Source organism: Shewanella sairae, from assembly GCF_023283535.1.
In the GTDB taxonomy this organism is placed as follows: Bacteria; Pseudomonadota; Gammaproteobacteria; order Enterobacterales; family Shewanellaceae; genus Shewanella; species Shewanella sairae.
The window spans coordinates 1-1,441 of the sequence record NZ_JAKILT010000170.1 but is presented as its reverse complement, the minus strand read 5'-3'; the positions used below and the strand labels follow the sequence as shown (position 1 = coordinate 1,441).

At 44.1% G+C, this 1,441-nt stretch carries 2 protein-coding genes; both read left to right on the top strand.

Going from position 1 to position 1,441, the window contains the following annotated elements; translation table 11 throughout:
• The coding region (locus L2748_RS23880; protein ID WP_248957819.1) for an AcaB family transcriptional regulator at positions 1 to 392 on the top strand (392 nt) is incomplete at its 5' end.
• 6 nt (positions 393 to 398) lie between these two features.
• Positions 399 to 1,367 carry a hypothetical protein gene (locus L2748_RS23875; RefSeq protein ID WP_246616301.1) on the top strand — a complete coding sequence of 323 codons (969 nt, stop codon included), beginning with the start codon at positions 399 to 401 and terminating at the stop codon, positions 1,365 to 1,367.
• The last annotated feature ends 74 nt before the right edge of the window (positions 1,368 to 1,441 follow it).

Sequence of the window (1,441 nt, the reverse complement as noted above, 5' to 3'; positions counted from 1 at the left end):
CAGATGAACGCCGTAGACGTGTCACGACTTCTGATTGTGAGTCGCTAGCTCCAGTGGTTAAGCCTCTGTATGTTAATAGCCGTTTCGGTTGGCGTATGGTTGCCTTAATCGAGTTATTTGATTTGCTGATGGTCGATTTGTTAGATGCGCAATTTAAAGCGCGTTTAACCCGTCAAGAGTTTGAAAAAAATCGTGAAAGAGCCATTCGCAGTGTCCGCCACGTGCTTGAAGTTAGTCGTACTGCTCAACATTCAGGCATTACTCGTAATGATGTTTGTGCCAACAATCCAAAAGCCATTAGTGCGAAAGAAAAGTTTGGTCGTATTCCACTAGAAGTCATGGAAGGCGTTGTTCGTGCTGAATTTGCGCCTGTCATTAAGACGCATCGATAGAGTTAAGTGGACGACACTGAAATGAGCATTCCATCAAACTCACCAGTGCTAGGCTATTTTGCAGAAGAGTATGCAACGTCGCAGCAGTGTGAACACGATTTTGCAGAGCTACCACCGTTATCTTCTTATGACGATATGACTGTGTTTGACTGTGAGTTTGTTGATGGACAGGCTGACTTTGTCGTCGATGAAAAAAATCCATTACAGAAGGCATCAAAAGCTAAACGGGCTAAGGTGAATGCTGAAATTCTAGAAACGGCTAATCGAGTTCATAAAAGCGGTAAGGCCGTTGGATTCCAGGCAAAGGTTGCTTCATTCAATGGCTTTAAAAGTGCAAGACTCCCTGATTACGTTAAAACGTTACTGACACAGGCAAAAATACTGCCTCATCGAGATGAATTCCTCGAATGTAGTGACGGATTATATCGCGGCACATTACAAGACCGCTCAAAAACTATTTTCAGCCTGATGCTTTCCGCATTTGTCGTTAATTGTAATGTGGCTAATGGCATGATTGTCATTGCTACTGGTAAAGGTGGTAAGAATCTCACTCATGATGCGCTGAGAATGGAAGTGGCGCTTAGACATGGTGTCTATATTGCAGAATCAACCTGGTATTTTTATATCAATAAATTGGTGCAATGTGGTTATCTGCAGAGTGACACCGTGGCAATTTATGAAGATGGCCACGCTGCAAAGTTTCATGCGGAGGCAAGCTATAAGGTGTTATCGAAAGCCTTACTTGATATGCTTGGTGCAATGCGTCTATCCGTTCGTCACGGCGCCGCAAAGCATGAAGCAGATCTGAAAACCAAGGGCAAGACCTTTAAGCAGAAGCCACGCTATCCTAGTTCTCGTTACCGTATGGACGGTACGCTTCGCCAGAATATGAACATCGTTGAACCAAGCCAACAATTGTTAGACTTAATCGCGTCTCAACATTTGCGCGAAACCTACCACGCTCCCCCACATTAAATCTCACCCAGTTTTATAAAATGACATGTATCGGCTTCTTTGCCGAGAGTTGTCGTGCCTATAAGCGGCTTATG